General features: G+C 68.3%; 19 protein-coding genes. 14 read left to right on the forward strand and 5 right to left on the reverse strand.

Features of this window, described 5'->3' with window-relative positions; genetic code table 11:
- Positions 1 to 30: 30 nt before the first annotated feature.
- Both AC6LKG_RS19415 and AC6LKG_RS19420 read right to left on the reverse strand, forming a co-directional pair.
- Entirely contained in the window at positions 31 to 1,098 is a 1,068-nt protein-coding gene (locus AC6LKG_RS19415) for an iron-containing alcohol dehydrogenase (protein WP_498167036.1), read from the reverse strand.
- A 9-nt stretch (positions 1,099 to 1,107) separates the two neighbouring features.
- On the reverse strand, positions 1,108 to 1,812 hold the full coding sequence (locus AC6LKG_RS19420) for a GntR family transcriptional regulator (protein ID WP_498167038.1): 705 nt from the start codon (positions 1,810 to 1,812) through the stop codon (positions 1,108 to 1,110).
- Between the two features lie 136 nt (positions 1,813 to 1,948).
- Between AC6LKG_RS19420 and AC6LKG_RS19425 the strand changes: the two genes are divergently transcribed.
- The 7 genes from AC6LKG_RS19425 to AC6LKG_RS19455 all read left to right on the forward strand — a co-directional run bounded on the left by AC6LKG_RS19425 (position 1,949) and on the right by AC6LKG_RS19455 (position 9,127).
- Positions 1,949 to 2,806 (forward strand): transketolase, encoded by an 858-nt coding sequence (locus AC6LKG_RS19425; RefSeq protein WP_498167040.1) that lies wholly within the window; start codon positions 1,949 to 1,951, stop codon positions 2,804 to 2,806.
- Positions 2,807 to 3,793, forward strand: a complete 987-nt coding sequence (locus AC6LKG_RS19430) for a transketolase family protein (RefSeq protein ID WP_498167042.1) — start codon at positions 2,807 to 2,809, stop codon at positions 3,791 to 3,793.
- Between the two features lie 56 nt (positions 3,794 to 3,849).
- Complete coding sequence (locus AC6LKG_RS19435; RefSeq protein WP_498167043.1) at positions 3,850 to 4,659, forward strand: shikimate dehydrogenase family protein; 810 nt, start codon at positions 3,850 to 3,852, stop codon at positions 4,657 to 4,659.
- A gap of 18 nt (positions 4,660 to 4,677) precedes the next feature.
- Positions 4,678 to 6,276 carry a GMC family oxidoreductase gene (locus AC6LKG_RS19440; protein WP_498167046.1) on the forward strand — a complete coding sequence of 533 codons (1,599 nt, stop codon included), beginning with the start codon at positions 4,678 to 4,680 and terminating at the stop codon, positions 6,274 to 6,276.
- A 311-nt stretch (positions 6,277 to 6,587) separates the two neighbouring features.
- Positions 6,588 to 7,358, forward strand: a complete 771-nt coding sequence (locus AC6LKG_RS19445; RefSeq protein ID WP_498167048.1) for an SDR family oxidoreductase — start codon at positions 6,588 to 6,590, stop codon at positions 7,356 to 7,358.
- Between the two features lie 37 nt (positions 7,359 to 7,395).
- Complete coding sequence (locus AC6LKG_RS19450; protein WP_498167050.1) at positions 7,396 to 8,250, forward strand: fumarylacetoacetate hydrolase family protein; 855 nt, start codon at positions 7,396 to 7,398, stop codon at positions 8,248 to 8,250.
- Between the two features lie 28 nt (positions 8,251 to 8,278).
- On the forward strand, positions 8,279 to 9,127 hold the full coding sequence (locus AC6LKG_RS19455; protein WP_498167052.1) for an IclR family transcriptional regulator: 849 nt from the start codon (positions 8,279 to 8,281) through the stop codon (positions 9,125 to 9,127).
- 27 nt (positions 9,128 to 9,154) lie between these two features.
- Here AC6LKG_RS19455 and AC6LKG_RS19460 read toward each other — a convergent pair whose 3' ends face one another.
- On the reverse strand, positions 9,155 to 9,853 hold the full coding sequence (locus AC6LKG_RS19460) for a Crp/Fnr family transcriptional regulator (RefSeq protein ID WP_498167055.1): 699 nt from the start codon (positions 9,851 to 9,853) through the stop codon (positions 9,155 to 9,157).
- Between the two features lie 146 nt (positions 9,854 to 9,999).
- Here AC6LKG_RS19460 and AC6LKG_RS19465 point away from each other — a divergent pair, with 146 nt between their 5' ends.
- The 7 genes from AC6LKG_RS19465 (at position 10,000) to AC6LKG_RS19495 (ending at position 18,538) form a co-directional block, all read left to right on the forward strand.
- Positions 10,000 to 11,028, forward strand: a complete 1,029-nt coding sequence (locus tag AC6LKG_RS19465) for an ABC transporter substrate-binding protein (protein WP_498167057.1) — start codon at positions 10,000 to 10,002, stop codon at positions 11,026 to 11,028.
- Positions 11,012 to 12,082 carry a FecCD family ABC transporter permease gene (locus tag AC6LKG_RS19470; RefSeq protein ID WP_230846638.1) on the forward strand — a complete coding sequence of 357 codons (1,071 nt, stop codon included), beginning with the start codon at positions 11,012 to 11,014 and terminating at the stop codon, positions 12,080 to 12,082. Before AC6LKG_RS19465 ends, AC6LKG_RS19470 begins: the two co-directional genes overlap by 17 nt.
- Entirely contained in the window at positions 12,075 to 12,809 is a 735-nt protein-coding gene (locus AC6LKG_RS19475; protein ID WP_498167060.1) for an ABC transporter ATP-binding protein, read from the forward strand. The genes AC6LKG_RS19470 and AC6LKG_RS19475 overlap by 8 nt, the downstream gene beginning before the upstream one ends.
- Positions 12,810 to 12,814: 5 nt before the next feature.
- The gene (locus tag AC6LKG_RS19480; protein WP_498167062.1) at positions 12,815 to 13,417 is read left to right on the forward strand and encodes a hypothetical protein; all 603 of its coding nucleotides are present in this window, start codon (positions 12,815 to 12,817) and stop codon (positions 13,415 to 13,417) included.
- On the forward strand, positions 13,414 to 14,064 hold the full coding sequence (locus AC6LKG_RS19485) for a hypothetical protein (protein WP_498167064.1): 651 nt from the start codon (positions 13,414 to 13,416) through the stop codon (positions 14,062 to 14,064). Before AC6LKG_RS19480 ends, AC6LKG_RS19485 begins: the two co-directional genes overlap by 4 nt.
- A gap of 42 nt (positions 14,065 to 14,106) precedes the next feature.
- Entirely contained in the window at positions 14,107 to 16,275 is a 2,169-nt protein-coding gene (locus AC6LKG_RS19490; RefSeq protein ID WP_498167066.1) for a TonB-dependent receptor, read from the forward strand.
- A gap of 100 nt (positions 16,276 to 16,375) precedes the next feature.
- Complete coding sequence (locus tag AC6LKG_RS19495) at positions 16,376 to 18,538, forward strand: TonB-dependent receptor (protein ID WP_498167067.1); 2,163 nt, start codon at positions 16,376 to 16,378, stop codon at positions 18,536 to 18,538.
- A gap of 10 nt (positions 18,539 to 18,548) precedes the next feature.
- Here AC6LKG_RS19495 and AC6LKG_RS19500 read toward each other — a convergent pair whose 3' ends face one another.
- Positions 18,549 to 19,808, reverse strand: coding sequence for a putative Na+/H+ antiporter (locus AC6LKG_RS19500; protein WP_498167070.1), 1,260 nt, complete (start codon positions 19,806 to 19,808; stop codon positions 18,549 to 18,551).
- A gap of 27 nt (positions 19,809 to 19,835) precedes the next feature.
- Complete coding sequence (locus AC6LKG_RS19505; RefSeq protein WP_498167072.1) at positions 19,836 to 20,306, reverse strand: hypothetical protein; 471 nt, start codon at positions 20,304 to 20,306, stop codon at positions 19,836 to 19,838.
- Positions 20,307 to 20,359 lie beyond the last annotated feature (53 nt).

Consider the following 20,359-nt stretch of genomic DNA (forward strand, 5'->3'; position numbering starts at 1 on the left):
CCGGGGCGAATCCGGGCGGCGCGCGGGTGATCAGGCGTGGCGGCGCAAGGCGGCGACGAGGGTCTTGATGTCCAGCGGACGATCGAAATTGGCGGCATGGCGCGCGGCCAGCGTCAGTTCGGCCGCCTGCGCCAGTTCGGCGTCGGACGGCGCGGCCGCGCCCAGCGCCGCCAGCGTGGTCGGCAGCCCCACCTGTTGGTACCACTGCGTCAGGGTGGCCAGCATGCCGTCCTGGCGCGCCTCCAGGTCGAGCTGCACCAGCAGGCCGACGGCCACCTGCAGGCCGTGGGGCGCGCTGGCCAGGCCGGCGATCTTCGGCAGGCCGCGCGTCAGGGCGTGGGCGATGGACAGCCCGCCGCTTTCGAAGCCCAGGCCGCTCATCAGGATCATGGCTTCCACCACCCGTTCGAAGGCGGGCGTGGGCTGGCCGCTGCCGGCCGCGGCCAGCGCGTCGGCGCCGTCGGCCAGCAGCGTGCGCAGGCAGCCGTCGGCGATCAACTGCGCGGTCAGCGGCGGGGCGCCGTCGTACATGTTGCGTCCGCCGTTGCGGGCGCATTGTTCGGCCTCGAATTTCTTGGAGATGGCGTCACCCAGGCCGGCGCGGAAGAATGCCGCCGGCGCGGTGGCGATAACGGCGGTGTCGACCAGCACGATGGTGGGGTTGAACAGCATGTGCTCGACCGCCAGGAGGTTGTGATGGGCGTCGTACAGCACGTAGTTCTTGCTGGTGGGGGCGTCGTTGGAGGCCACCGTGGGCACCGTGACCAGGTGGCAGTGCTCGGCCTTGGCCACCGCCTTGCCGGCGTCCAGCGCCTTGCCGCCGCCCACCGCGATCACCATATCGATGGCGGCGGCCGCGGCCTGCGCGCGCAGCGCCGCGATCGATTCCGGCGTGATGTCGCCTTCGACCGGCAGGGCCGTCAGCGCCACGCCGTGCGCTTCGCACAATGCCTCGATTCTCGGGCCCAGCACGCCCTGCACGTAGCGGTCGATGACCAGGGCGGCGCGGCGGCCGAACAGGGCGGCGTATCCGCCCAGCGCGTCGAGCGCGCCGGCTCCCTGGATGTAGCGGCCGGGAGCGCCGAAAATCTTCAGCATCGAGTCTTCCTATTTGCGAGGCCCGGGCGGGCGGTAGTCGAGTTCTTTTTCGCGTTCCACCAGCCAGTCGATCATGATCTTGCCGCCCCACACCAGGTCGGCCTGGATCGCCTTGGTTGCGGCTTCGGCGTCGCGCGCTTCCAGTGCCGCCAGCACCGCTTCGTGGCGGTGTTCGTTCTCGGAATAGTCCAGCCCGGCAGTCTTGACGTGGAACACCTTGAGGATCGGGCCGGTGATGACCCAGAACGATTCCACGGTGTTGCGCAGGATGGGCTTGTTGCTGGCTTCCAGGATGCCGAAGTGGAACTTGCGGTTCAGGTAGCTGGCGCGCTTGGGGTCGGTCGAGGTGCAGGAGATGAAGTCCTTCTGCAGCGCGATCAGGTTGTCCAGCTGCTTGCGCGTGATGTTTCTGGCGGCCTCGGCCGCGCCCATGCCTTCCAGGTGGAAGCGGATCTGCTGGATTTCGCGCAGCTTTTCCGAATTCACGTACGGCACGTAGACCGCGGTGGCGGCTTGCATTTCCAGGCCCTGCTCGCTGATGAGGCGGAAGATGGCCTCGCGCACAGGCGTGATCGAGACGCCCATTTCCTGGGCCAGCTCGCCAATGATGAGGCGCTCTCCGGGTTCGTACTGCCCGTTGATCAGGGCATTGCGGATCTCGTTGTAGACCTTGACGGAGAGGTTCTCTTTTTTTACCGGTTTAAGGCTGGGCATGACGGTCGAGGCTTGGGTTCGATGGAATGGGCGGAAGCCGTGAAACGGCGCCCGGCTGAATTCTATCCCGCCCTGGCCAATTCAAGCGCGATGGGTATATTATATATCATATATTCTAATGCGCGGAGGAGACGCCATGCGCCAGGACCGGGAAGATCCCACTGAAGACGAGTTGCGGAGGTTGCGGGAGAAGGCCCGCCACATCCGCCTGGAGACCATCCGGCTGATCGAGATTGCCAAGGTCGGGCATTACAGTTCGGTGTTTTCGTGCGCCGAGATCTTTGCCGCGCTGTATTACGACGTGATGCGGCTGCGGCCCGGCGAACCGGCCTGGCCGGACCGCGACCGCTTCCTGATGGGCAAGGGCCATGCGGCCGTGGGCCTGTTTCCGGTGCTGGCCGACCACGGCTTCATTCCGCATGAATTGCTGGACGGCTATACCCGCCTGGGCAGCCCTCTAGGCGATCATCCCGACATGACCAAGGTGCCGGGCGTCGATTTCAGTTCCGGCTCCATCGGCCACGCGCTGTCCAACGGCGCCGGCATGGCGCTGGGCGGCCGCATGAGCCGGCGCGATTTCAATGTGTTCGTGATGCTGGGCGATGGCGAGATGCAGGAAGGGCAGGTGTGGGAGGCGGCGCTGTTCGCGGCGCATCACCGGCTGTCGCGCCTGGTGGCCATCATCGACCGCAACGGCTACCAGCTCGACGGCAAGGTTGACGACGTGATCGGCGTGGAATCGCTGCGCGACAAGTGGCAGGCCTTTGGCTGGGAGGTGCACGAGGTCGACGGCCATGACCTGGCGGCGCTGACCGCGTTGCTGCGGCGCCTGCGCGCGGACGAGGCGCGCGAACGGCCGGCCTGCGTCATCGCCAGAACCATCAAGGGCAAGGGCGTTTCCTACATGGAAACCGAACCCGGCTGGCATCTGGGCTACCTGGCGCCGCAGGACGCGCAGGCCGCCATCGACGAAATCATGACCCGCGAGATCTGAATGGCACAGGCACAGACGCTTTCCCCCGATTCCTGGCAGTACCGCGCGCTGAACGCGGTGAACCCCGGGCTGTCGTATCTTTCCGACGCGCTGATCGACCTGGCGCGGGCCGGGCATCCGGTGGTGGCCGGCTCGGCCGATCTGCAGTATTCCAATGGCCTGAACCGCTTTGCCACGGCCTATCCCGAGCGCTACGTGCAGTTCGGCATCTCCGAGCAGAACATGGTGTCGGCCGCGGCCGGCCTGGCCACCGCCGGCGCGATGCCGTTCGTGGCGACCTTTGCCTCGTTCCTGGGCCTGCTGTGTTGCGAGCAGATCCGCATGGACGTGGCCTACACCAAATTGCCGGTGCGGCTGATCGGCCATCACACCGGCATCAGCCTGGGTTTCTATGGCACCTCGCACCACGCCACCGAGGACATCTCCACCATGCGCGCCATCGCCGGCCTGACCGTGGTGTCGCCGGCCGACGGGCCGCAGCTGGCCGCCGCCATCAAGGCCTCGGTGGACTGGCCCGAGCCAATCTACTTCCGCATTGGGCGCGGTCGCGACCCGCAGGTGTACGAGGACGGCGCGCCGTTCGCGTTCGGCCGCGCCATCGTCCATTCGACCGGCAGCGACCTGAATATCATCGCTTGCGGCATCACGTTGCACGCGGCGCTGGAAGCCGCCGCGCGGTTGCGCGAGGACGGCCTGTCGGTGGGCGTGATCGACATGCCCACCATCAAGCCGCTGGATCGCGAGGCGGTGCTGGCGGCGGCGGGGCAGGCGCGCGTCCTGCTGACGGTGGAAGAACACAATGTGATGGGCGGCCTGGGCTCGGCGGTGGCCGAGGTGCTGGCCGATGCCGGCAGCGGCACGCGGCTGCGGCGCCATGGCATCTATGACGAATACAGCCTGATCGCCCCGCCCACCACGCTGTACGCGCATTACCAGCTCGACGGCGCCGGCATCGAGGCGGTGGCGCGCGAACTCATCGCGCGATAGAGCGTGCCAGCATTCAAGGGGGCCGGGTGCCGGCGCCCCGACAAGGAGACAGAGCAATGAAGGAAATCAGCGGCAACACCCGCCTGTTCGGCATCCTGGCCGACCCGATCTACCACGTCAAAACCCCGCAGCGCATGAACGAGCATTTCGCCCGCATCGGCTTTGACGGCGTCTGCGTGCCGTTCCATGCGCGGCCCGACAACCTGGCCGAGGTGGTGGCCGGACTGCGCCGGCTGGAGAACCTGGGCGGGCTGATCGTCACCATGCCGCACAAGGCGGCGATCCTGGCCCTGGCCGACGAGGCCACGCCGGTGGCGCGCAAGATCGGCGCGGCCAACGTGGTGCGGCGCGAGGCCGACGGCCGCCTGGTGGCGCACATGCTGGACGGCGAGGGCTTCGTGCGCGGCCTGCGCACGCACGGCGTGGCGCCCGAGGGCAAGAGCGCCTATCTGGCCGGCGCCGGCGGCGCGGCCAACGCCATCGGCTTCGCGCTGGCGCAGGCGGGCGTGTCGCGGCTGACCATCGCCAACCGCACGCCGGCCAAGGCCGAGGACCTGAAGGCGCGCATCCTGTCGCTGTATCCCGAGGCCGACATCACGGTCGGCACGGCCGATCCGTCGGGCCATGAGCTGGTGGTCAACGGCACCTCGCTCGGCATGAAGCCGGACGACGCGCTGCCGCTGGACGCGGCGCGGCTGACGCCCGATCAACTGGTGTGCGAGGTCATCATGCAGCCGGCCGACACGCCGCTGCTGGTGGCGGCGCGCGCGCGCGGCTGCAAGGTGCACTACGGCGCGCCGATGCTGGCCGGACAGATCGAGCTGATGGCGGAAATGATGGGCGTGGCGCCGGCCGCGCAACGCTGAGGCGCGACGGACGAGACGATGGGCGACTACGACTTCATTATCGCGGGCGGCGGCACCGCCGGCTGCATCCTGGCCAACCGCCTGACGGCCGACGGCCGCCACCGGGTGCTGATGCTGGAAGCCGGGCACGAGGCGCGCAGCATGTGGATCAAGATCCCGGCGGGCTTTTCCAAGCTGTTGGTGAACCCGGACTACAACTGGCGCTTCGCCACCGAGCCGGAGGACAACGTCCATGGCCGCACCATCGCCGTGCCGCGCGGCAAGGGCCTGGGCGGTTCGACGCTGATCAACGGGATGATCTACGTGCGCGGCCGGCCACAGGACTATGACGGCTGGGAGGCCGCCGGCGCCAGCGGCTGGGGCGCGGCCACGGCGCAACGCGTGTTCCGCAAGATCGAGTGCTATCCGCCCGGCGGCGAGACCCGCGGCAAGGACGGCCCGATGCACGTGGAGGAAGTGGCCGAGCGCTTTCCGCTGTCCGACGCCTTTCTGCGCGCGGCGCAGGAGGACGGGCTGCCGCTCAATCCCGACTACAACGCCGGCTGCCAGGACGGGGTTGGCTATTACCAGGTGGCGCAGCGCCATGGCCGTCGCTGGAGCGTGGTGGACGGCTACCTGAAGCCTGCCGCCGGCCGCAGGAACCTGACAGTGGAATGCGGCGCGCACGTGACCCGGCTGTTGTTCGAGGGCAAGCGCTGCGTCGGCGTGGCCTATCGCAAGAACGGCCAGGAATTCACCGTGCGGGCGCGGCGCGAGACGCTGCTGTGCCTGGGCGCGGTGCAGTCGCCGCAACTGCTGGAACTGTCGGGCGTGGGCAGCCCCGCGCTGCTGCAATCCTTCGGCATTCCGTTGGTGCTTGCGCAGCCCCAGGTGGGCGAGAACTACATCGACCACTTCGCCACGCGCATGAACTGGCGGGTCAAAAACACCGTGACGCTCAACGAGATGTCGCGCGGCTGGCGGCTGGCGCGGCAGGTAGCGCGCTACTACACCCGCCGCAAGGGCATCCTGACGCTGGGCACGGGCCTGGTGCACGGCTTCGTCAAGAGCGCGCCGGACCTGCCGGCGGCCGACGTGCAGTATTTCTTCGTGCACGCCAGCTATGCCAACGCGGCCGAGCGCATTCTCGACCGCGAGCCGGGCATGACCATCGGCGTGGCGCAACTGCGGCCGGAGTCGGTGGGTTCCATTCATATCAAGTCGCCCGATCCCTTCGCCGCGCCGTCGATCCGTCCCAATTTCCTGTCCGCGCAGATCGATCGCGACAGCCTGGTGGGCGGCATGCGGGTGGCGCGGCGCATCGTGCAGCGCCCGGCCATGCAGCGCTATATCGAGCGCGAGCTGAGTCCGGGGGCGGACGTGGACAGCGACGAGCAGTGGCTGGATTTCGCGCGCCGCAACGGCCAGACCATCTATCACCCGATCGGCACCTGCCGCATGGGCTCGGACGCGGGCGCCGTCACCGATCCGCGCTTGCGGGTCAATGGCATCGACGGCCTGCGGGTGGTGGACGCCTCGGTGATGCCGAAGATGGTGTCGGGCAACACCCAGGCGGCGGTGATGATGGTGGCCGAGCGCGGCGCCGAGATGATCCTGGAGGATGTCGCCGCGGCGTGACCTGGGGACGGGACGCACGCGCCCGCCAAGGGGGACGCTCTGCGGGATCGGGAGGCGGCGTGCCGGGATTTGGCACGCTTTTTTTTGAGCGACAGGTAAATTTCATGGGTAAAAACTAATTTCCTCGAGAGGTCTCTGTTATGGCTTGATGGATTCCGCGGAAATTCAAAAACTTAAGGGTAATTACCTAAAAATAATGCCTTGTTCGTGTGTTGAAATTGTTGGTGCTGTTTTATTGGTGAAACTTATTTTCAAATAAAGGCGAGGCGCTGCGGCGCCGCACATCCCATCCCCCACCGACGAGAAGAGACATGACCCTACGTTTGCAGGACAAGCGGGCGCTGGTCACGGCGGCCGGCAACGGCATCGGCCGCGCCAGCGCCCTGGCCATGGCGCGCGAGGGCGCGCAGGTCTGGGCCACCGACATCAACGAGGCGGCGCTGGCCGATCTGGCGCGGGAGGCGCGCGAGGCCGGGCTGGCCGGCCTGCGCACGCGCGTGCTGAACGTGCGCGACGGCGCCGCCGTGGCCGACTGCGCGCGCGAGACCGGCGCGGTCGACGTGCTGTTCAATTGCGCCGGCTTCGTCCACGCCGGCACCGTGCTGGACTGCGACGAGGCCGACTGGGACTTCAGCATGGACCTGAACGTCAAGGCCATGTACCGCACCATCCGCGCCTACCTGCCGCTGATGCTGGAACGCGGCGGCTCGATCATCAACATGGCCTCGGCCGCGTCCAGCGTGAAGGGCGTGCCTAACCGTTTCGTCTATGGCGCCTCCAAGGCCGCCGTGATCGGGCTGAGCAAGGCGGTGGCGGCGGACTTCGTGACGCGCGGCATCCGCTGCAACGCGATCTGCCCCGGCACGGTCGAGTCGCCCTCGCTGCGCGAGCGCATCGCCGCGCAGGCGCGCCAGCAGGGCAGCGACGAAGCCGCCGTGCGCGCGGCCTTCGTGGCGCGCCAGCCCATCGGCCGCGTCGGCCGGGTCGAGGAGGTGGCGGCGCTGGCGGTCTACCTGGCCAGCGATGAGTCGGCCTTCACCACCGGTACCATCCAGGTTATCGACGGCGGCTGGTCCAACTGAGCCGCCGTCCCGCTTTGTTCTCTTTCAAGGATTCCGCATGAAACTCGTACGCTACGGCCAGCCCGGCCAGGAAAAACCCGGCCTGATCGACGCCCAGGGCGCGCTGCGCGACCTGTCGGGCGTGGTCGCCGACATTGACACCGCCGCCATCGCCCCGGCGATGCTGGCCAGATTGGCCAAGCTCGACCCCGCCAGCCTGCCGCGCGTGGACGGCGCGGTGCGCTACGGCTGCCCGGTAAACGGCGTCGGCAAGATCGTCTGCGTCGGCCTGAACTACGCCGACCACGCCGCCGAGTCCGGCCTGCCGGTGCCGGCCGAACCGGTCCTTTTTCTCAAGCCCAGCTCGTCGCTGAGCGGCCCCAACGATCCGGTGATCATCCCGCGCGGCTCGGTCAAGACCGACTGGGAAGTGGAGCTGGGCGTGGTCATTGGCAAGAAGGCCTCGTACGTGGAGGAAAGCGAGGCCATGGACTACGTGGCCGGCTATACCGTGGTCAACGACGTGTCCGAGCGCGAATACCAGATCGAGCGCGGCGGCCAATGGGACAAGGGCAAGGGCTGCGACACCTTCGCGCCGGTCGGCCCGTGGCTGGTGACGCGCGACGAGATCGCCGACCCGCAGGACCTGGACATGTGGCTGGAAGTGAATGGCCACCGCTTCCAGAACGGCAGCACCCGCACCATGGTGTTCGGCGTCAAGACGCTGGTCAGCTACATCAGCCGCTTCATGTCGCTGATGCCGGGCGATATCATCAGCACCGGCACGCCGCCGGGCGTGGGCCTGGGCCAGAAGCCGCCGGTGTACCTGAAGGCGGGCGACGAGATGCGCCTGGGCATCGCCGGACTGGGCGAACAACGCCAGGCCCTGCAGGCCTGGACCCGGTCCGAATAGAATCGGGCTTCACTTCAACGCCGACGCCATGACCGCTTCCAGGATTTCCCCCGCCGATTCCACGCCGACCGAGGCCGACGCCGCCGACGCGCCGGGCGCGCAACGCTACGCCGCGCCCGCCCTGGAAAAGGGGCTGGACATCCTGGAGGCGCTGGCCGCCAGCCCGGCCGGCTACACGCTGGCAGAGCTGGCGCAGAAGATTGGCCGCAGCGTCAGCGAGATCTTCCGCATGGCCGTGACGCTGCAGCGGCGCGGCTTCGTGCAGGTCGACGACAACGACCGCTACACGCTGACACTGAAGATGTTCGAGCTGGCGCACCGCCAGCAGCCGCTCAAGTCGCTGGTGAGCGTGGCGCTGCCGCTGCTGCGCGAACTGGCCAACCGCGCGCGCCAGTCGTGCCACCTGGCGGTCTACCAGGCCGGCCGGGTGGTGGTGATCGCGCAGGTCGACAGCCCCGAGCGCTGGTCGTTCGGCTTGAAGGTGGGCGTGATGATGGGCCTGACCGACACGTCCTCGGGCCACGTGTTGCTGGCATTCCGCGACGAGGTCGAGCGCACCCGCATGCTGGCCGCCCACATCAAGGTGGAAGGCGAACTGGAGTCCGACCCAGGCGAACTGTTCCCGATTCTGGCGGACGTGCGCAAGAACGGTTGCGCCTGCATGCCCAGCCGCCAGATTCGCGGCATCACCAACGTCGCCTATCCGGTGATGGGCGTGGGCAACCAGGCCATCGCCGCCATCAACGTGCCGCACATCGAGCGCATCGACCGCAAGGAATCGCCCAGCATCGCCCAGGTGCAGGAGATCGTCGCCAACGTCGCCCAGCGGCTGTCGACGCTGATGGGATATAGCGGTTATCTGCCCGAGCAGGCGTAGCCGCGGGCGCGCTGCTGGCTTGGCGCGTCAGCCGCCCGCCGCCAGTTGTTCGAGCGGGCCCAGGCGCAGCACGTAGAGCCTGCCCTGGCGATGCGCGAGGATGTCTTCGCGGCGCCAGCGCGCGAAGATGCGGCTGAGTGTCTCGGCGCGCATGCCGAGCTTGACCGCGATCTGCGAATGGCTCAAGGGCAGGGCCAGCGGTTGTCCTGCCTGCGCCTTGCCGGCGCGCAAGACATATTCGGCCAGCCGCTGCGGCGCCGAGCTGGAGGTCAGCCAGTCGATGCGGTCGGTGTGATGCCGCACCAGCCAGGCGCTGTGCGAGGCCACGCGGCAGGCCAGGCGGCCATCGTCGCGGCACAATTGCAGGAAGGCGCCGTGAGGCACCAGGCAACCGTTGCCGTCGAGGTTGGCGCGCAGGTGGTGCAGATGGCGCGGCGCCGGTTCGAACAGCGCCAGCACCGACAACCAGCCGCCCGGACCGACTTCGCCGAACACCTTTTCACCGCCATTGGCGGTATAGCGCAGGCCTTGCACACGTCCTTCGCACACCAGCAGGCATGAGGTTGCCGCCTGGCCTTCGGAAAACAGGGTGTCGCCGGCGGTGAAGCGCAGCCAGCGGCTGCGCCCGGCCAGTGCCCCGAGCGCCGCCTCGGGGATGCCTTCGAACCAGGGATGGCGCCGCAACGCGGCGAGCACAAGCGACCGGGACGAATTGACAATAGTCATTTGAGTGGCGGGGATGGCTACCTAGAATTCGAATCGAAAATGATTCTTGTTCAGATGCTATCACCGTGGAAAAATGCAAGGCCAGGACGGCGCCGAAATCGCGCCGCCTCATAAATTCTCCTATTGTCCTGACCGCTTTGCTGGCGGTGGCGTCCCCGTCCGGCGCGGCGCCGGTCAGCTTTACCGACATGCTCGGCAACCCGGTCACGCAGGCCGCGCCTTCGACGCGCGCGGTCTCGCTGCCGATGCCGGGCGGCACGCTGTTGATGTCATTGGATGGCGGCTCCTCGCGCCACCTGGCGGGCATGCATCCCGACTCCTATGCGCGCATGGCCGACCCGGTGCCGTCGCGCCTGTTTCCGCACATGGAAAGCGTGCGCTCGGACATCACGCGGTCGGGCTTCGTGCCGAACGTGGAAACCCTGCTGCAGATCCGTCCCGACATGGTGTGGCAGTGGGGTCACATGGGCGACGACCTGATCGCGCCGCTGCGCAACGCCGGCCTGCCGGTGGCCGCGCTGCTCTACGGCACCGACGTGCGCACCCGCGAATGGATCCGGCTGATGGGGCATTCGCTCGGGCAGGACGCGCAAGCCGCCCGGCTGCTGGCGTGGCGCGACGAGGTGCGCGCGCAAATTCTTCGCGTCACCGGCGGCCTGCGCGCCGACGAGCGGCCGGGCGTGCTGTACCTGTCGCGCTACCGGCCGCAATTGCGCACCTCGGGTGCGGGCAGCAGTTTCGATGACGATATTCAATTGACCGGCGGGCGCAACGTGGCCGCGGCGGTGGTCGGCACCGGCCAATCGGTCGGCATCGAACAGATCATGGCCTGGGCGCCCGATGTGATCCTGCTGAACAACTTCGAGTCGGGCCTGACGCCCGCCATGATCTATGCCGATCCGCTGTTCGCGGATATTCCGGCCGTGCGCAGCCATCGCGTCTACATGATTCCGGCCGGCGGCTACATCTGGGACCCCCCCAGCCAGGAATCGCCGTTGTACTGGCAGTGGCTGAGCCAGTTGCTGCATCCGAAGCGATTCGACTGGCCGCTGCGCGAGCGCATCGCGCAGGCCTACGCCTGGCTGTACGGCTATGACATCGACGCGGCCGATATCGACAAGGTGCTGCGCATGCGCTTGAACCACGGAGCCGCCGGCTATGACCGCCTGCGCTGAACGGAATCCCGCGCGGGGGGACGATCGGCGGCGCGCCTGGCCCTGGTGGCTGATGATCGCCGCGGCGCCGCTGTCGGCCCTGGCCGCGTTGTGCGTGGGGCGTTATGCCTTGCCGGCCTCTCACGTGGGCGCCGCGCTGGCCGGATGGGCGCTGCCCGACGGCCTGGCATCCTGGCTGCCGGCCGTCGCCGACGCCGAGCGCCGGGTGGTATTGCTGGTGCGCCTGCCGCGGGTGCTGCTGGCGCTGTTGGCCGGCTCCAGCCTGGCGCTGTGCGGCGCGGCCTTGCAGGGCGCCTTCCGCAACCCCCTGGTCGGGCCGCAGATCCTGGGCATTTCGTCCGGCGCCGCGTTTGGCGGGTGCGCCGCGATCCTGCTGTTCTCGTCGCTGTGGGCGACGTTGGGGTTCGCTTTCGCGGGCGGCCTGCTGGCGGTGGCCATCGTCTACCTGCTGGGCCGCTCGCGGGGGCGCACCACCATCCTGATGCTGGTGCTGGCGGGCGTGGTCACCAGCGCGTTCTTTTCCGCGCTGATCTCGCTGGCCACCTATTTCGCCGATCCCTACGACAGCCTGCCGGCGATCGTGTTCTGGCTGATGGGCAGCTTCGCCACGGCGTCCTACGTCAAGCTGGGGGCGGCGGTGGCGCCCATCGCGGCGGGCATGGGGCTGTTGTTCGCGCTGCGGTTCCGCATCAACGTGCTGTCGCTGGGGGACGAGCAGGCCAGCGCCATGGGGCTCGCGGTCGAGCCGCTGCGCTGGATGCTGCTGGGCTGCGCCACGCTGGTGGTGTCGGCCAGCGTGGCGGTGTCGGGCACGGTGGGCTGGGTCGGGCTGGTGGTGCCGCACATCGCGCGCATGCTGGTCGGCCCCGATCACCGCGTGCTGCTGCCCGCCAGCGCCTTGCTTGGCGGCACCTACATGGTGTGGGTCGATACCGTGGCCCGCAGCGCCACCAGCGCCGAGATTCCGCTGGGCGTGATCACCGCGCTGGTCGGCGCGCCCCTGTTCGCGTGGCTGTTGCGCCGCACGCAGGGCAGGGAGGCGGGCCATGCTTGAACTGGATCGCCTTGCCGTGCAGGCCGGCGGCCGCCTGCTGCTGTCCGACCTGACGCTGCGCGTGCCGGCCGGCGGCGTGCTGGCCGTGCTGGGGCCGAACGGCCGGGGCAAGACCACCTTGCTCAAGACACTGCTGGGGGTGCAGCCGCCGGCCGCTGGCGCGGTGCGCCTGCGCGGCCACGCCGCCTATGTGCCGCAGCGCACCGATTCGCTGTTCGCCTACGACGTGCTGGCCATGGTGACCATGGGCCGCGTGCGGCACCTGCGCTGGTGGGCCTCGCCCGGCCCGGGCGACCGCGAGATCGCCCGCGAGTGCCTGCGCGCCGTGCGGCTGGAGCATCTGGCGGCGCGGCCCTTTCACGCGCTCAGCGGCGGCGAACAGCAGTTGGCCTGCATCGCGCGGGCCATGGCCAGCGCCAGCCCCATCATCGTGCTGGACGAGCCCAGCGCGGCGCTCGACCTGCGCAACCAGGACGTGATCCTGTCGCTGCTGCGGCGGCTGGCGGGCGAGGGCATGACGGTGGTGTTCTCGACCCACCAGCCGCAGCACGCGCAGCACATCGCCGACCAGACCCTGTTGATGCATCCCGACGCCTGCGAGGCCGGGCCCACCGGGCAGATGTGCACCGACGAACGCCTGAGCCGGCTGTATGGCTTGCCGGTGCGGGTGACAACCATCACCGCCGACCGCCGCGAGGTGCCGGGCGTGATTCCCCTTTTCCATTGAATCCGATGAACACCATCGTCTATTTGAATCACTGGACCGGCGACGGTCCCGCCGCGTTGACCGGCGGCGATGCGCCGCCGGCCATCGCCGAACCCCTGTACGCCCTGCATCGTTTGGAACTGGTGGCGGTACGGGCCCTGCTGGTGCCGGCCAATACCGACCAGCGCTACCTGCTGTCGCAGCAGGCGCGGCTGGAGGCGTGGCTGCTGGCGGGCGGCACGATGGTGTTCAACGGCCACGTGGCCTATCCCTTCCTGCGCTGGCTGGCGCCGTTCGTGCCCGGCCCGGCGCGCGGCATCGAGGGACTGCGGCTGCACCGGGCCCAGGCGCATCCCGTTTTCGACGGCGTCGATCCGGAACACCTGACCTTCCGCCGCGGCGTGGCCGGCTTCTACGCGCGCGGCGGCAACCCGCCGCCGGCCGGCGCCAGCGTGCTGCATACGCTGGGGCCGGACGCGGTGCCGGTGGACTGGGTGCTGTCCCTGCCCGGCGGCGGCCGCCTGTTCACGCATTCCGGCAACGACATGTGGATGTATGCGGGCAGCGCGGACAGCACCCGCCGCATCGTGCCGCAACTGGTCGACTGGCTGCGCGGGGAGGCGGCATGATCCACGACGCCCATTCCGCTTCGAACCGGCGAGTACCGGTGATCGCCGCGCTGGACGCCGGCACCTACTACCACCATCGCACCTTCCGCACGCCGGAACTGGCGGCGTACATCGACCGGGTGATCTACCTGCCGGAACTGGATGACGCCGCCCTGGAGGGCTGCGACGCCTTGATCGTGTCGTGCCGCATCAATCCCGAGTTGCTGGTGGCGCAGCGGGCGCGCTTGGCCCGCTTCCTGGCCGCCGGCAAGACGCTGGTGGCGATGGGCGAGACCGGCTCGCACCGCTGGCTGGATGGCGTGCGCTGGACCGATTGCGAAGTGAATTTCTGGTGGTGGAAGACGCCGGGGGCCGATCCGGGCCTGCGGCTGGCGGCGCCCGACCATTCGCTGTTCCGCTACCTGACGCTGGCCGACGTCACCTGGCACCAGCATGGCACCTATGCGCCGCCGCCCGGCGCGGTCTCGCTGGTCGACAAGGTCGGCGCCGGATCGGTGCTGTACGAGGATCGGTGCAGCACGGCGGGCCGGCTGATCGTCACCTCGCTCGATCCGATGTACCACCACGGCAGTTATTTCATGCCGGCCACCAGCCGCTTCCTGCGCGGTTTCCTGCCGTGGCTGAAAGATTCCACGCCCGCCGCCTGAGGCGGCTTCCTTCCGGCCTCCGGGCTATTGCGTTTTTTTCGTATGACTCATTCCTTCCCGTCCTCGCCCTTCGTCCGCGCCATCCTGCTGGCCGCCGCCAGCCTCGGCGCGCCCGCCACGGCCGCCGAGACCGCCGCGCAACTTCCCGCCATCCGCGTCACGGCCGAAGACGCAGCCGTCGACGACGGCCGCCTGCATGCCATCGGCGCCACGCCGCCGCCTGCGACGCTCGACCATACGGTCACGCAATCGGTGTCGGTGGTGGATCGGCAGGACCTCGACCGGCTCAGCGCCATCAGCACGCTCGAACTGTTGGGCAGGATTCCGAACGCCACCATCAATCTGAGCGGCGGCATTGGCGGTACCCTGTTCCTGCGCGGCATGGACACGTTCGACATGCGGGTGCCCGTGTTCATCGACGGCGATCGCTTTCGCGGCCGCAATAAATTGCAGTTCATGCTCATCAGCCCCACCGAGCTGGAAGCGGTCGAGGTGGTGCGGGGGCCCGATTCGGCGCGCTTTGGCAGCGATGGGCTGGGGGGCCTGATCAACTTCGTCACCAAGCGCGCCCATGGCAACCTGGAACACGGGTTCACCGTGGATGGCGGCGAGGTGTCGACCACCTGGCAGAGCAACGGCAACGGCAGGCAGGCCAACGCGGCGCTGGAGGCGGCCGGCGATGGCTTCGACCTGCGCGTCTATGCCACCGGGCGGCGCGCCGGCAACTTCCGCAGCGCCGAGGGCGAAGTGCCGAACAGTGATTTCCGCAGCGCGGGCGGCGGCATTGTGCTGGGCTACATGCCCGACGCGCGCCAGCGCGTCGAGATCAGCGGCCGCATGGCGCACGTGAACGAAGGCTGGGCCGGCACGGTGCCGCCCTATCCGCTGGCCACCACCCGCAGCAATCCCCTGAACGTCAAGCAGGGAAGGCTGGCCTATCGGGGCGAGTTCGACGGCGCGATCAGCGAATTGCGCGCCAGCGTCTACGTCAACGAATTCGACACCACGCTGGTGGTGCACAACCAGGTCAACCCGGATCGCGTGCTGGACGTGCAGCGCCACGTGCCGGGGCCGCTGGCGTATGGGGGCAGCCTGGCGGCAACCCTTCCATGGGCCAGCGTCGCCACCACGGTCGGCATGGATTTCATGCATGAAAACTGGCCCGGCCAGGAACGGCGCACGCAGGTGACGCTGCGCCAACCGGATGGCGGCGCGCGCGTCAATCGCGGCGCCTGGGAGCCCAGCGGACCGTCCCGCTACCAGACCAATATCGGCGCCTTCGTGAGCAATGAGTGGACGATTTCGCCCAAGTGGACGCTGACCGCTGGCGGCCGCCTGGATTGGTACCGTTCAGACGTCGACCTTGACCCCTTGCCGTCGCCCGATCTGCTGCCGGCCTTCCGCGCCGCGCAGAACAACCAGCAGACCGCCACCACGGGCAGCCTGGGACTGTCGTACCGCGCCACCCAGGTGATCGAACTGCTGGGCAGCGTCGGCAATTCGTTCCGCATGCCGTGGATCTTCGACATGTTCGACGCCGGCTTCACGGGCGCCAGCTATTCCTTCCCCAACCCCCAGCTCAAGCCCGAGCGCGGCACCAACGTCGATGTGGGCACCCGCCTGCATTTCGAGGATGCCAGCGTTGGCCTGACCGCGTTCCGCAGCGATTTCCGCGACTTCATCGAGAACGTCAACACCCAGTACAACGGCCTGCCCGCCACGCAAAAGGCGAATGTGGGCAAGGTCCGGGTGCAGGGCCTGGAAAGCGACTGGCGCTGGCAGGTGACGCGCGCGCTCAACCTGTATGGCAGCGCCGGCTACCTGCATGCCACCAACCGCATCACCCACCGGCCGCTGCCTTCCATCGCCACGCTCAGCGGCCTGATGGGGGTGCAGTACGTCGGGCCGAACGATGCCTATGCCTTCGGCGGCGAATTGCAGTGGGCCAAGGGGCAGGGCCGTTATGACGACGGCAAGGAATACCCGGCGGCCGGCTTTGGCGTGGTCAACCTGTCCGCGCAATTGCAGCTGGACCGGCTGGGCTTGCCGAGGGTGGGCAATACCCAGGCGGTATTCAGCATCAACAACCTGTTCGACCGTGCGTATCGCACCGCCGCCACGGCGTCGAATGTCAATTACCCCATGACGGGCCTGAATCCGCTGTTGCAGCCCGGGCGCAGCTTCAACGTGACGTTGCGGACGCGGTTCTAAGGCCGCCGCGCGCGGCGATTGCGCATCGATTGAAAAATCCCGGCGTCGCCGCGCAAGGCGGCGCCCCTTCCACCCTCGGGCTTTGCCTCTGCGTTCCGGTATGACTCATTCCTTTCCGCTTTCTCCCCTGGTGCGCGCGTTCCTGCTGGCGGCCACCACCCTTGGCGTGCCTGCCGTGGCCGCCGAACCCGCGCAACTGCCGGCCATCCGCGTCACGGGCGGTGATGGCGCGGACGACGGCCGCCTGCATGCCATCGGCGCCGTACCGCCGCCGGCAACCCTGGACCATGCGGCGACGCAATCGGTGTCGGTGGTGGACCGGCAGGACATCGACCGGCTCAGCCCCATCAGCACCCTGGAGCTATTGAGCCGGATTCCCAACGCCACCATCAACCACGGTGGCGGCATTGCCGGCACGGTATTCCTGCGCGGCATGAACACCAATGACATGCGGGTTCCCGTGTTCATCGACGGCAATCGCTTCCGCGGCCGCAATACCCTGCAATTCATGCTGATCAGCCCGACCGAGCTGGAGCAGGTCGAGGTGGTGCGGGGGCCGGATTCGGCGCGCTTCGGCAGTGATGGGCTGGGCGGCCTGATCAACTTCGTCACCCGGCGCGCCCACGGCAATCTGGATCATGCATTCCAGCTCAGTGGCGGCGAGGTGTCGGCCTCGTGGCGCAGTAACGCCAACGCGCTGCAGGCCAACGCCGCGCTGGAGGCGGCCGGCGATGGCTTCGACCTGCGCGTATACGCCACCGGCCGGCGCGCCAGCAATTTCCGCAGCGCCACCGAAGAGGTGCCCAACAGCGGCTTTCGCGGCGCGGGCGGCGGCATCGTGCTGGGCTACATGCCCGACGCGCGCCAGCGCATCGAGATCAGTGGCCGCATGGCGCATGTGAATGACGACATCGCCGGCGCGGTGCCGCCGTATCCGCTGGCCAGCAGCCACCGCGATCCGCTGGCGGTCAAGCAGGGCAAGCTCGGCTATGCCGGTGAATTCGACGGCCTGGTCAGCGAGTTGCGGGCCAGCCTGTACGTCAACGAATTCGATACCACCCTGGCCGCCCACAACGAGGTCAACGCGGCGCGCGTGGTCGACGTGCGCCGCCATGTGATCGGGCCGCTCGTCTATGGCGGCAATCTCGCGGCAACCATACCCTGGGCAAGCGTCGCCACCACGATCGGCATGGACTTCATGCACGAAACCTGGCCGGGCCAGAAGCTGCGCACCTGGACGACGGTGCGCCAGCCCGACGGCACCAGCACCCTGAACCGTGGCGACTGGATCCGCAGCGGACCGACCCGTTACCAGACCAACATCGGCCTGTTCCTGAGCAACGAATGGAACCCCGCGCCACAATGGACGGTGAGCGCGGGCGGACGTTTCGACTGGTACCGTTCCGACGTGGGCCTGAGCCCGTTGCCGTCGCCCGATCTGCTGCCGGCCTTCCGGGCCGCGCAGAACAATCAGCAGACCGCCACCACCGGCAGCCTGGGGTTGTCGTACCGCGCCACCGAGGTGGTCGAACTGCTTGGCAGCGTCGGCAATTCGTTCCGCATGCCGTGGATTTTCGACATGTTCGATGCTGGCTTCACGGGAACCAGCTACACCTTTCCCAATCCCCAGCTCAAGCCCGAGCGGGCGGTCAACGTGGATGCGGGGACGCGCCTGCATTTCGATGACGCCACGGTCGGGATAACGGCATTCCGCAGCGATTTCCGTGATTTCATCGAGAGCGTGGATACGATGTATCTGGGCCTGCCCGCCACCCAGCGCCGCAACGTCGGCAAGGCGCGGGTGCAGGGCGTGGAGAGCGACTGGCGCTGGCAGGCGACGCGTTCGCTCAATGTCTATGGCAGCGCCAGCTACCTGCATGCGACCGACCGGGTCACGAACCGGCCGCTGCCTTCGATTGCGACGCTCAGCGGCCTGATGGGGGTGCAGTATGTGGGGCCGAACGAAGCCTACGCGGTGAGCGGCGAGCTGCAATGGGCCAAGGGGCAGAGCCGCTACGACGAGCGCAGGGAGTATCCGGCCGCGGGTTTCGGCGTGGTCAACCTGTACGCGCAGCTTCAGTTGGACAAACTCGGATTGCCGCAAGCGGGCAACACCCAGGCGGTGCTGGGCATCAGCAACCTGTTCGACCGCGCCTACCGCAGCGCCGCCACGGCCTCGAATGTGAACTACGCCATGACGGACCAGAATCCGTTGCTGCAGCCGGGGCGCAGCTTCAACCTGACGCTGCGCACCCGCTTCTGAGCGCCGCCGGTCACAGCAGGAACAGGATGGCGGCGGCGACGGCGGTGGGGGCCAGCGCGCCGCCCAGCAACCCCGCCATGCTGACTCCGCCGTTGCTGAAGCCGCCGCGCAGCAGGGCCACGCCGGCGGGGTTGGGCGCGTTGGCGATCACCGTCAGGCCGCCGCCGGCGACCGCGCCGGCGACCAGCATGTACTGCGCCTGGGCGGAGATGCCGTCGATCAGCGACCCCAGATAGGTCAGGGCGGCATTGTCGGTGACCGCGGTCAGGGCCAGCGCGCCAAAGAACAGGACACGGGGTTCGAGCGCGCTGACGATCGGCTGCAGCCACCATTGCTGCAGGCCGCCCAGCACCACCAGCCCGGCCAGGAAGAAGCCGACCAGCAGCGCCTCCTTGATGATGAGGCGGCTCTGGTGCGCCTTGTAGGCCTGGGTGTAGCCCAGGAAGAACAGGAACAGCCCCAGAAAGATGATCGGATGGTGGGCGAACAGGACGATGGCCGCCAGGAACAGCAGGTGCACCACGATGACCGTGGACGATATCGGCGCGGATTGCTCGCCGCGCGCCATGACGTCGCCCGATTGCAGGTGCGGCCGCAGCATCCAGGTGATGGCGGTGGCGTTGATCAGCACCGCCAGCGCCGCCTTCCAGCCGAACATCTTGAGCATGAAGGCGCTGTCCCAGCCCCAGGTGGCCGCCACCATCAGCACGGGCGGAGCGGCGTACGAGGTCAGGGTGCCGCCGATCGAGATGTTCACGAACAGCACGCCCAGCGCCAGGTACTTGAGGCGTTCCGGCATGTCGCGATGGAACACCTGCGGGGCCAGCATCATCGCGGCGATGGTCATGGCGGCGGGTTCGGTGATCAAGGAGCCGGCCAGCGGCACCAGGGCCAGGCAGAGCCAGGCCTTGGCGGTCCGGTCGGCGACCGGGATCAGCCTGGCCAGGCGATTCACCAGCCGCATGACCGCGGTGAGCACCGGCAGCGACGCCGCGATCACCATCACCACGAAGACGAAGGCCGGCTCGGTGTAGTTGCGCGATTCCGCGTAGGCCAGCGCGGCGTCACCAGAGGCGGCCAGGGCCATGAGCACCAGCAGGATGGCGGCCCAGAAGCCGAACACCACCTCGACTTCGCCAAGCAGGTGCAGCAGCCCGGCATGGCGTTTGCTCCGGTGCGCCAGGCGCAGGAAAAGAGGCGCGGAGAAGGTGTGCAGCAGGGCGATCGCGAAGACGACCGCGGCAATGATCTCAATCGGCTTGTCGGTCACGCGCGAGATTCCTTCATAGACATTTTTTCATATGCGCGCGACCTCGATCCACAGCCGCGCCATCACCACATGTCGTACCAGATCATACAGGTGCGGGGGCGCATCGGCCGGCACCAGCACGCGGCGCACCAGCGCTTGCAGGTCGACGCGCAGGCACGGTTGCGGCAGCGGCGTGGCCTGCCGGGGCATCGTGGCCATCAGGCGGACCAGGTCGAGCGACGGCATGTCGATTTCGAGGCGGGCGTCGGCGGGAGGCAGTACGGCGTCGCGCAGGGCTTCCAGCGTCGAGCAGATGTAGATGGCGGATGGCGCCAGGGCAGCGCCATCGAGGCCGCAGCGCCACTCCTGGGTGCCGATGAGCGTGGCGCAGGCGTCCGTGGCGGGGGCCTCGAAGCGCAGCTGGCTGAATTCCAGCAATTCCATCAGCTCCACGAACGACAGCCCGCGCGCGATCGGCATGGCCGTGGCGGCATGGCCGTAAGCATCGTGCGATCTCATGGCGTACTCCCGGTGTTGCGCCGGGGGCCGCCTGGCGGCGGCCCCGGGGTCTT

It is taken from the genome of Achromobacter sp. 46006, from assembly GCF_059761975.1.

Excerpts from the sequence above, each read along its gene's own strand:
- AC6LKG_RS19415 (WP_498167036.1), bottom strand. The coding sequence starts at position 1,098 with ATGCTGAAGATTTTCGGCGCTCCCGGCCGCTACATCCAGGGAGCCGGC.
- AC6LKG_RS19420 (WP_498167038.1), bottom strand. The coding sequence starts at position 1,812 with ATGCCCAGCCTTAAACCGGTAAAAAAAGAGAACCTCTCCGTCAAGGTC.
- AC6LKG_RS19425 (WP_498167040.1), top strand. The coding sequence starts at position 1,949 with ATGCGCCAGGACCGGGAAGATCCCACTGAAGACGAGTTGCGGAGGTTG.
- AC6LKG_RS19430 (WP_498167042.1), top strand. The coding sequence starts at position 2,807 with ATGGCACAGGCACAGACGCTTTCCCCCGATTCCTGGCAGTACCGCGCG.
- AC6LKG_RS19435 (WP_498167043.1), top strand. The coding sequence starts at position 3,850 with ATGAAGGAAATCAGCGGCAACACCCGCCTGTTCGGCATCCTGGCCGAC.
- AC6LKG_RS19440 (WP_498167046.1), top strand. The coding sequence starts at position 4,678 with ATGGGCGACTACGACTTCATTATCGCGGGCGGCGGCACCGCCGGCTGC.
- AC6LKG_RS19445 (WP_498167048.1), top strand. The coding sequence starts at position 6,588 with ATGACCCTACGTTTGCAGGACAAGCGGGCGCTGGTCACGGCGGCCGGC.
- AC6LKG_RS19450 (WP_498167050.1), top strand. The coding sequence starts at position 7,396 with ATGAAACTCGTACGCTACGGCCAGCCCGGCCAGGAAAAACCCGGCCTG.
- AC6LKG_RS19455 (WP_498167052.1), top strand. The coding sequence starts at position 8,279 with ATGACCGCTTCCAGGATTTCCCCCGCCGATTCCACGCCGACCGAGGCC.
- AC6LKG_RS19460 (WP_498167055.1), bottom strand. The coding sequence starts at position 9,853 with ATGACTATTGTCAATTCGTCCCGGTCGCTTGTGCTCGCCGCGTTGCGG.
- AC6LKG_RS19470 (WP_230846638.1), top strand. The coding sequence starts at position 11,012 with ATGACCGCCTGCGCTGAACGGAATCCCGCGCGGGGGGACGATCGGCGG.
- AC6LKG_RS19475 (WP_498167060.1), top strand. The coding sequence starts at position 12,075 with ATGCTTGAACTGGATCGCCTTGCCGTGCAGGCCGGCGGCCGCCTGCTG.
- AC6LKG_RS19480 (WP_498167062.1), top strand. The coding sequence starts at position 12,815 with ATGAACACCATCGTCTATTTGAATCACTGGACCGGCGACGGTCCCGCC.
- AC6LKG_RS19485 (WP_498167064.1), top strand. The coding sequence starts at position 13,414 with ATGATCCACGACGCCCATTCCGCTTCGAACCGGCGAGTACCGGTGATC.
- AC6LKG_RS19490 (WP_498167066.1), top strand. The coding sequence starts at position 14,107 with ATGACTCATTCCTTCCCGTCCTCGCCCTTCGTCCGCGCCATCCTGCTG.
- AC6LKG_RS19495 (WP_498167067.1), top strand. The coding sequence starts at position 16,376 with ATGACTCATTCCTTTCCGCTTTCTCCCCTGGTGCGCGCGTTCCTGCTG.
- AC6LKG_RS19505 (WP_498167072.1), bottom strand. The coding sequence starts at position 20,306 with ATGAGATCGCACGATGCTTACGGCCATGCCGCCACGGCCATGCCGATC.